The organism is Metabacillus rhizolycopersici (assembly GCF_020075705.1).
This window is the reverse complement of sequence record NZ_JAIQUM010000123.1, coordinates 1-9,256: the sequence shown is the minus strand read 5'-3', so window position 1 is coordinate 9,256 and position 9,256 is coordinate 1. Positions and strand designations below refer to the sequence as shown.

8 protein-coding genes and 2 pseudogenes are annotated in these 9,256 nt (G+C 35.7%); 6 read left to right on the top strand and 4 right to left on the bottom strand.

Annotated elements, in window-relative coordinates:
- Positions 1 to 875 precede the first annotated feature (875 nt).
- From K9V48_RS25935 to K9V48_RS25920, 4 genes and pseudogenes are all read right to left on the bottom strand, one after another.
- A complete protein-coding gene (locus K9V48_RS25935; protein ID WP_224141981.1) occupies positions 876 to 1,028 on the bottom strand; it encodes a YuzK family famiily protein in 153 nt (50 codons plus the stop codon).
- Positions 1,029 to 1,252: 224 nt separating this feature from the next.
- Positions 1,253 to 1,357: pseudogene (locus K9V48_RS25930) on the bottom strand (carboxymuconolactone decarboxylase family protein); the annotation flags it as partial.
- Between the two features lie 10 nt (positions 1,358 to 1,367).
- The gene (locus tag K9V48_RS25925; RefSeq protein WP_224141980.1) at positions 1,368 to 2,312 is read right to left on the bottom strand and encodes an LCP family protein; all 945 of its coding nucleotides are present in this window, start codon (positions 2,310 to 2,312) and stop codon (positions 1,368 to 1,370) included.
- 504 nt (positions 2,313 to 2,816) lie between these two features.
- Positions 2,817 to 3,332 carry a sigma-70 family RNA polymerase sigma factor gene (locus tag K9V48_RS25920; protein WP_224141979.1) on the bottom strand — a complete coding sequence of 172 codons (516 nt, stop codon included), beginning with the start codon at positions 3,330 to 3,332 and terminating at the stop codon, positions 2,817 to 2,819.
- 454 nt (positions 3,333 to 3,786) lie between these two features.
- Between K9V48_RS25920 and K9V48_RS25915 the strand changes: the two genes are divergently transcribed.
- The 6 genes and pseudogenes from K9V48_RS25915 to K9V48_RS25890 form a co-directional block, all read left to right on the top strand.
- The gene (locus tag K9V48_RS25915) at positions 3,787 to 4,257 is read left to right on the top strand and encodes a PTS sugar transporter subunit IIA (RefSeq protein WP_224141978.1); all 471 of its coding nucleotides are present in this window, start codon (positions 3,787 to 3,789) and stop codon (positions 4,255 to 4,257) included.
- Positions 4,254 to 4,568 carry a PTS fructose transporter subunit IIB gene (locus K9V48_RS25910; protein WP_224141977.1) on the top strand — a complete coding sequence of 105 codons (315 nt, stop codon included), beginning with the start codon at positions 4,254 to 4,256 and terminating at the stop codon, positions 4,566 to 4,568. The genes K9V48_RS25915 and K9V48_RS25910 overlap by 4 nt, the downstream gene beginning before the upstream one ends.
- Before the next feature lie 17 nt (positions 4,569 to 4,585).
- A complete protein-coding gene (locus K9V48_RS25905) occupies positions 4,586 to 5,707 on the top strand; it encodes a PTS fructose transporter subunit IIC (protein ID WP_224141976.1) in 1,122 nt (373 codons plus the stop codon).
- A gap of 41 nt (positions 5,708 to 5,748) precedes the next feature.
- Positions 5,749 to 7,599: a BglG family transcription antiterminator gene (locus K9V48_RS25900; protein WP_224141975.1), complete on the top strand. Its 1,851-nt coding sequence runs from the start codon at positions 5,749 to 5,751 to the stop codon at positions 7,597 to 7,599.
- A gap of 10 nt (positions 7,600 to 7,609) precedes the next feature.
- Entirely contained in the window at positions 7,610 to 8,641 is a 1,032-nt protein-coding gene (locus K9V48_RS25895; RefSeq protein WP_224141974.1) for an oxidoreductase, read from the top strand.
- Between the two features lie 178 nt (positions 8,642 to 8,819).
- Positions 8,820 to 9,256: pseudogene (locus K9V48_RS25890) on the top strand (transposase); the annotation flags it as partial.

The following is a 9,256-nucleotide window of genomic DNA, read 5'->3' as shown; positions in this document are numbered from 1 at the left end:
AATAAAACCTTGAGCTTGGACAAAAAATCTCAAGTTCTGACAATAAATCATGATTATGGACGATACATCATTTCGAAAAGTTGAATTAGAAATCAAGTAAGTTTAAAAACAACAAAGTTTACTAAAATAGCCTTATTTTTTAATGAAAAATTGAGTAGCTGGGATTATTTTTGGAGGTTAACTGGTATGAAATATGATGTAATCATAATTGGTGCAGGTTCAATGGGAATGGCAGCAGGTTATTATTTGTCTAAGAATAGAAATAGCTTATAGTATTGAACAAAAGTCACATCATAGAAAGCTGCCGGTTAATACATCATAAAGGAGCTATTTAGTGCTAGTAACCAATCATAAACTGGGGAACAGTTCCCCAGTTTAGACTATTCTTAGTCTTACCTCCCAATCAAAAAATCCTCAAGCGAATGCTTCTTTAGTCTAGCAATCGCATCCCTACGCCATGCTTTCACTGCAGAAATGGATACCCCTTCATCTTTGGCAATTTCACTTGGTGTTTTACCATAAAGACAGTAGGCTTTGAGCCATTTGCTTTGATTCGACGTCAAGTTCTAGTCACAGTGATGCCCTGAAAAATCTTGTTTCATAAGATGTTCCACGGAAGATATTAATAAGTTTTAGTTACAGGAACCAAAAAACACTTACTTATTGTAAGTGTTTCAGAGTGTAGACAAACCCCTTTTTCAAAAATTCATCTGAAGAAAAAGGGGTTGTGTTTCTTTTTTAGTTACATATTTGGTGGTTCCTGTTGCGAAACAGCACCATATATTGATAAGTTAGTAATTATAAAAAACGGCTATCGACTTTGTCGACAGCCTGAAACACTTACTTATTGTAAGTATTTTTTGCAATATTGAGTTTTATTTTTTCAACTTTCTTTGAATATCAGCATATATTAATTGGCTTTTTCGATAGTCCGCTTCCCGGCTTATTTCTACATCCATTCGCTTTTTATGATTTTGTGCGTACTCTGCATACCCCATACCATGTGATTGATGCATTGCTTTTTCCATTTCACTAGTATAGTTGAGGTCAAGCATTTTTTGATTTAAATGAATAATGAACCATCCTTTCAACTTTTATGTTATAAGCTTATCAAGAATCGTTAATCATCTCAAAGTGCGAGAGATTGCGTGACACTTTCTCTCGTTCGATTAGGATTCATTTTGTAAAAGTCAGTCAATCATTTTGCATAATCCCTCAAATATACTCTGATTTCCTCGGCATCATCATTCGATTATTGTTTAAGTTGTTTTAGATCTGTCATGCATTCTTGTATGAGAGTTACCGCTTGGCTCAATGCAGCCCCGCCACCGAAAGCTGCTGTAACTCCAACCGTTTCTAGGTTTCCGTCACAGTGACGCCCCTAAAAACTCCTTTAGAGCCTCCTTGTTTTGTTGAAGGTCGACCTCTAGTACTTCACCAATGCCATCATATCGTTGATTTTCAAAAGTGCCATCTTCGGGGAGACGTAACGTTTCAATATCCCCACTTTTGTTTGTCAAAATGTCTTTTCCGATCGAAAACAGTGTCGATGTATCAATATTTGTCGTGATGTATCCATTCAAGAGGCCTAGTAGCTTCGGGAGCTTCACAACACTTTGAAGATTTACGGCTTCTTCTGTTAACTTTGAAATTACTTCTTGTTGTCTTTGGACTCGGCCGAAGTCGCTTAAACGGTCATGACGAAAACGGACATATCCTAATAGCTCTTTACCATGAAGGGTTTGCTTTCCTTGTTCTATCGTCATCCCTATTCCAGAAGCCATATCATATGGTACGTCTACTTCAATTCCATCTGGAACAAGAGTATCTACTCCTTTTTCGAACCCTTTAAAATCTACAATCGCATAATAATGAATATCCAATCCGAAATTTTCTTTAATTGTTTTTCTCAGTAATTCTGGACCTCCGTATGTATAAGCGGCATTTAACTTTTGCTTTCCATACCCAGGTATAGAGACATACATATCACGCATAAGAGAAATAAGTTTAATCTTATGAGTATCTTGGTCATAATGTCCAACCATAATTGTATCTGTACGAGCTTGTTTTTCTCCTCTAGAATCACTTCCTAACAAAAGAACGTTTACCATCCCGAATGTTTTTTTCTCTCCTTGAAAAGAATACTCTACTTTATCTCTTTTTAAAGGGGAGTTGTTGGCTTCTGCTGTTCCCTGTATAAACTGAAAAACACTATAACTACCAAAAATAAAGATACATAGAACAAGAAGGGCGCCAAATACACGTCCCCATCTTACTCTAACTCTTTTTCTTTTCCTTTTTGTTTGTCTCACAAACTTTGCACCACCTAAACAGAAATAATCCAATATCTTGTTCTTATAGGATAAAACAGAGAAAGATAGATTTATCTTTTAGTCAAACTCTATTAAATATCGACAACTCTCAAAGTAGTTATTATCTCATAACTAGTTTTCACTTATTAGGAAATTAGGTTACATTATTTTAAAATTCTGATTACATTGTTGTAATGTTTTTTAGAAACATGGGGACGGTTCGAAGCCGCTGAAAAAGTGATTATATTGAGAGAGTAATGTGCATTACTAAAGCTTATTAAAAAAGATACAAAATTGTTTTTTCAACCTTCAGAGCTCCTTATTTTGAATTAAAAGGTAGAATTTGACCTATGGAAAATAACATTTTAAAGTCCTATAGTTATACAATTACGGGTAAACTCTTATAATTTTAAATTTCTATCACCCGAATAAATTTTTTGAAGCTAGCAGAAAAACATGCTAGCTTCTTTTTATCGTGAGAACAGTCTTCCACAATAGTTGGTCTTACCTCTCGATCAAAGCTTCCTTAAGTAAATGCTTCTTTAGTCTAGCAATCGCATCCCTACGCCATGCTTTTACGGCTGAACTCGATACCCCTTCATCCTTGGCAATTTCACTCGGTGTTTTCCCATAAAGACAGTGGGCTTTGAGCCATTTGTTTTGATTTTTGGTCAAAAGGGAGGAAATACTGTCAATGACTGAATGTGATAGTAGGGATGATGTAGAATCATCTCCACTTGTTTGCTCTTGGATCGGATTGGCCTCGAGACGACGATCCTTCTCCTGTTGTATGCTTTCATTCGTAAGCATTGTTTTCATTTTGCCCATGATGTATGAATAAGCATAGGACTTAAATTCCCCTTTTTCCTCATTAAACTGTAACGAAGCCTCCCATAAGGCAATGCAGCCAATTTGATAAAACTCTTGTTCATTTTTGTAGATTGCTAATCTTTTTATAATGCGATTAATCATTGGTTTAAATTGATTATGCAGTTCCTCAAATTTCTCATCTGTAAACATGTAAGAATCCTTTTTAAGGATGCATCCTTACTTATTCCGCGGTAATTTGAGAATAGCAATCTATGTTCATATGAGAAACTTTCGATATGGAGGACAAAGCAACAACTAGTAGCCAATTAAATCGTTTAATGCTTAGAAAAACAGGCATATTGAGATGAAATGATGCAGGAAGATGGCATTATTTGTGTTTTTTACATTCTGGGGTCTGTCCCCATAGCCATCAAGTTAAAATTTTGCAACACCCCTAGAACGAAATTTTAGATCTTCTTGTAACAAAGAAGATCATTTTATCGTTTTGGGGGTGGCCTATTTTCTTGGCTTGATAGGCATGTGCATTTGCACCAGACCATCATTTCTATTAGTGTCACCAAGCGGTGAAATTTATTGTGATGATTATGTTGTAAACGTTTTCTATAATTGTGCTAAGAAATCATTCATAGAAGGTGTGATAGAAATGGAAGAGCAAATTTTTGGGATGGAGCACATTATGCTTGATCAACCACTTCAGAGCCGTGATCAAATATTTACAGCGCTAGCAAGTAAGGGGGAAGAGCTAGGTGCTGCCGAGATGGAAGGAGACATTCTTGAAGGGATTCTAGAAAGAGAAGCGATGTCAACTACGAACGTAGGAAGAGGTGTTGCCATTCCTCACTGTAAATCAATAAAAATAAAAAAAACAACATTACTTTTTATTCGTTTACAAAAACCTGTTGAATGGGAAGGTGATGAGGAAAAAGTTAAGCTGGTATTTGGAATATTGACTCCAAGTAATACAGCAAATACGCATCTTTCTATTTTGTCAAAGCTTGCCAAAAGCTTATTGAGGGATGATTTTGTACAAAAGTTGTTAGAACTGGATGAAACAGAGTTAGTGCTTAAAGAAATTAACCAAACAATTGCAGTAAAGGAGAGTTATTCATTATGAAAAAAATTGTAGGAGTTTGCGCATGTCCAATGGGAGTTGCACACACATATATGGCAGCAGATGCTATTGAAGAGGCGGCTAAAAAACTAGGTTATAAAGTAAAGGTTGAAACGCAAGGTGCAGGTGGAATTGAAGATAAATTAAGTCAGTCTGATATTGATGAAGCAGATTTAATTGTCATTGCAAGTGCTGTCAAATTAACAGCAAGTGAACGTTTGGACGGTCACGAGAACAAAATTTTACGCATGGATCTACAACAAGCTATTAAAAAGAGTTATGAAACGATTAGTCAAAGACTAGAACAATTATAAAGAAAGGGGGGGAATGTATGATGGAACAGTCTAAATGGAAAATGTTTCAACAGCATCTAATGACTGGTATTTCATATATGATTCCTGTCATTGTAGCGGCTGGTATTATTTTAGGTATTGGTATTATGGGTGGTCAATTGATGAACTTTGATCCGTGGAGTGCTGATTTGTTAAAGAACGGCACACATATCGAAAAATTATTTACTTGGCTAACACAGGAAGCTGGCGCAGGGATGATGGGACTGATGTTCCCAGTTTTCGCAGCTTTCGTTGCGTATAGTGTGGCAGATAAATTAGGTTTAGCACCAGGATTTATTGGTGGTTATCTAGCGAAAGAAATGGGTTCTGGTTTTCTAGGAGCTATTGTAATCGGTATTTTCGCTGGATATGTTGTAAAGTATATGAATGAACATTGGAAGTTTAAGCGTTCTTTTAGACCTGTAAAAACTATGTTTCTTATTCCGGTGCTATCATCCATAGCGGTTATTATTGCAAGTTATTATATCGTTGGACCAATTGGATTGGTTGCGATTAAAGGAATTACGGCTTTCATTGAATTAATTGGTGGTGCTGGTAATGTAGCTTTAGCGGCTGTTATTGGTGGATCAATGGCATTTGACTTAGGTGGACCAGTAAATAAAACAGCTCTTGCACTATCCATGCAATTAAATACAGATACTGGCGCTAATGCTTGGGTACCAGCGATGATTGGAGCGGTTATTCCACCAATTGGTATTGGTTTAGCGACAATTATTGATAAACTAGTCGTAAAACGTGCTGTATTTGATGCACACTTAAAAGCAGATGGTATGCCATGTTTCTTATTAGGTTTTATGGGAGTATCAGAAGGTGCTATTCCTTTTGCAATACGTGATCCATTATTTATGATTCCTCTAAATGTGATTAGTTCTGCTACAGGCGCTGCCATCGCGGCTCTATTTGGAACATCTGCTGTGACAGGAGTTCCTGCAGCCATTTGGGGTTGGCCCCTAGCAAGTAATCCAATTGGATGGGTTATCGCCGTACTAGTTGGTTCATTGATAGTTTGTTTTGGCGCAATATTTAGAGCTCAATATTTAATGAAAAAGACAGAGAAGCAAGAGGCATTAGATACTAATAAAGAATCTGTTGTTTCTTAATCAATAAATAGAAAGTAAAAATTAAAAAGGGGTTATAGCCAGTGAATGCTCGTATGATATCAATATTAACAATCTTATTGGAAATGAGAGATGCCATTACTAGTAATGAGCTGGCTAAACAACTAGGGATAAGTAGTCGCACAGTGAAGCGATATATTCAAGATATTCATGATTTTGCAGAGAAAAAACACTTTAAAATTATCACAAGTCATGAAGGTTATAAGTTAGTTATTTCGGAGGAAGAACGCTTTTATTTAGTAGAGGAATTACGTGGTGGTATGACAGAAGGGAATCAAAATGCTGAGGATCTTGAAACAACAGTTCTTCTCTATTTGTTAAGTGTGGATTCTGCCACAATTGAGGACATATCTGAACATCTCTTTTGTAGTAGAAATACAGCTTTTAATAAGCTAAAGGCTGTAAAACAGGAATTAGAAAAGTATCAACTACAACTTTGCAATAAAGGACACCAAGGTTATAGAGTACTTGGTAATGAGTTAATGATTCGTAGTTGCTTTACTGCACACTTCTCTAGGGACAACTACTATATGAAAAGTATTATGAAGCAGTTGTTTAATCAGCAAATTGATTTTGAATGGCTATTAAGCATGTTTACAAAGCAGTTAAAACAATTCTCTTTACGCAAAAGCACGGAAGAGGTACAGTTATTTCTAAAATATTTATTAGTATCTGCACTAAGACAAAATAAAATTAATAAACCGATTAATTTAGAAGAAGAGTCACTAAATGTTACACATCTTCGTGTTACTTCTCAAACAATTAATGAGTTTGAAAAGCAATATGAGTTTGTCTTTTCACAGGAAGAGCATTTGTTTTTAGCGATGGTGTTAGGTGGCGGTTCAATTGTTCCTAGTGAAAAAGCAGTTATTGAACAGTGTATTGAAGCAGTTATCAAAAAAATTCAAGAAGAATTTAATGAACATTTTATAAAAGAAGATCATCTAAAGGAATCATTAGGTAACCATATTGCTTCGACTTTAAAGAGGCTAAGGCTTCAAATCACAATAGAGAATCCACTTAAAGAGTTAATTCAGTCGCGATATTTTATGGCTACCTATTATGCATATATGCTCGCTGAAGAATTGAACTTGGCATTTAATATTAGTTTGGATGATCACGAAATAGCTTATTTGGCACTCCATTTCGAAGCAAATATGGAAAGTAAAGGGATGCTGAATAAGGTAAATGTATTGGTTGTGTGTGGTGGAGGTATTGGTACTTCAACGGTTTTAAAAAGCAAGCTTGAGAGTAATTTTCCACAACTACACATTCAAGATGTTCTCCCTTATTATCTGCTGAAAAAACAAGACTTAACAAATATTGATTTTATTATTTCAACACTTTATTTTGAGAATGAAACAGATAAGAAGGTTATTCATGTTAATCCTATTCTAAACGAATCCGATTCGGAGCGCATACTACAAATGATTCGGTTTGGAACAAGTGTGGAATATGTTCAAGACCTTTTTCAGAAAGATTTATTCTTTACTGAATGTGAATTTCAAACGCGTCAAGAATGCCTTGTTTTCTTGACGAACCGTTTGATTTCAAAAGGATTAATTCATCCCAATGTTCAACAAGAAGTGCTTCAGAGGGAAGAAATATCGACAACGGAATTAGGTAATTTAACAGCTATTCCTCATTGTATTACGGATCAGCAATCAAGAATGGCTATGTTGATATTGAAGAAACCAATTCAATGGAAAAATGAAAAAGTGCAATTAATCTTTTTTGGATGTATCAATCCGAAAGAGAAACAAAGCAAAAAGTATTTTCCACAAATATATAAAAAAGTAAGTCAAATAACTTGGGTGAAGGAAGCTCTTCATCAAAAACAATTTGACTCGTTCGTAAATTTATTAAACATGTGAGGGATAAACAATGTTAAAAATGGCGTTTATAGGCTGCGGGAAAAGTACAACACGTTACCATATTCCTTATGTAAAGCAACGAGAAAATATCCATATTAAGTCCATTTACACTCCGTCTTGGACAGAAGAGAAAAAAGAAGCAGCTGGTTTACCGGAAACATCTTATGTGACAGATTTAAATAATTTATTAAACGACGAAGAAATTGAACTAATATCTATCTGCACTCCACCAACAACACATTATGAACTAGCCAAAACTTGCCTAGAGCATGGGAAAAACGTACTTGTTGAGAAGCCATTTTGCTCAACGGTTGAAGAAGCAGAAGAAATTCTTCAATTAGCTAAAGAAAAAGGTCTAGTTGCTATGCCATATCAAAACCGCCGTTTTGATAGCGATTATTTAACACTCGTACACGTGTTAGAATCCAAAAAAATTGGTGAAATTTTCGAAGTAGAAATTCATTTTGATCGCTTTCGCCCAGTAGATGAACGCCCTATTGGCACTAAGGTAGATGGTGAATTTTATGGTTTGGGCATTCACTTATTAGATAAAGTATTAGCACTCTTTGGGACTCCTGAACAAGTATTCTATGATATTCGTACAATGCGTAAGCTAGGAAATCCAGACGATGCCTTTGAAATACAGTTATTATATCCAACGAAAAAAGTCATTCTAAAAGTGAATCAACTTATACTTGGAGACTATCCTTCTATACGTGTACATGGTAGAAATGGTAGCTTTATTAAATATGAAATGGATCAGCAGGAGGCCTGCTTAAAGGCTGGTATTATGCCAGGTGAACCACATTTTGGTGAAGATCAAGAAGAAGATTACGGTATATTGAAATACGTAAAAAACAATGAAGTGATGATGGAATCTGTTCCAACTGTTACCGGAAATTATGGTTCTGTTTATGATGCGATGTATCAAACGATTAAGCATGGTGCAGACAAATTAGTTTCAGATGAAGAAATTAAAATGAATATTCATATTTTACAAAATGGAATTGCAGAAGAAACACCTAGATTAATAAGATTATAGTTCTAAGTAATAACTGTATAGACGAGGCGGCCTTTTCTCAACAATAAATTGAAGAAAGGCCGTTTCTCATATTAGGGGTTTAGCCGCATGCCCATCAAGCGAAATTAAAATCATACCCTCAAAATGAAAAAACGCTATGCTTATCGTAAGAAGTTTACGAGAAAGGATGGCGTTTTTGATGAATCCTATCATTTCAAATGAACTGAATTTTTTCGCACAAGAACTACAATACTTTTTATCTCCAGTAGTCCTACAAGATATCGCCAAACAAGTTGGCTTTGTACAGCGATCTAGTAAGTATCAAGCAAACGAACTCATTGCCCTTTGCGTATGGCTCAGTCAAGAAATCGCTAGCACATCACTTACACAATTGTGCAGTCAGTTAGAAGCTTCCACTAGGGTACTGATGAGCTCAGAAGGACTGAATCAACGCTTTAATCCAGCAGCTGTCGCATTTCTTCGAGAAGTCTTTACTTCTCTTCTCACACAAAACTCTGTTCAAATCAATCGCTTTCTGCACACATGATCTCTACTTTCAATCGTATCCGTATTTTAGATGTGACAGTGTTTCAACTGCCTGATCATTTCGCCACTGACTATCAAGGTTCAGGTGGG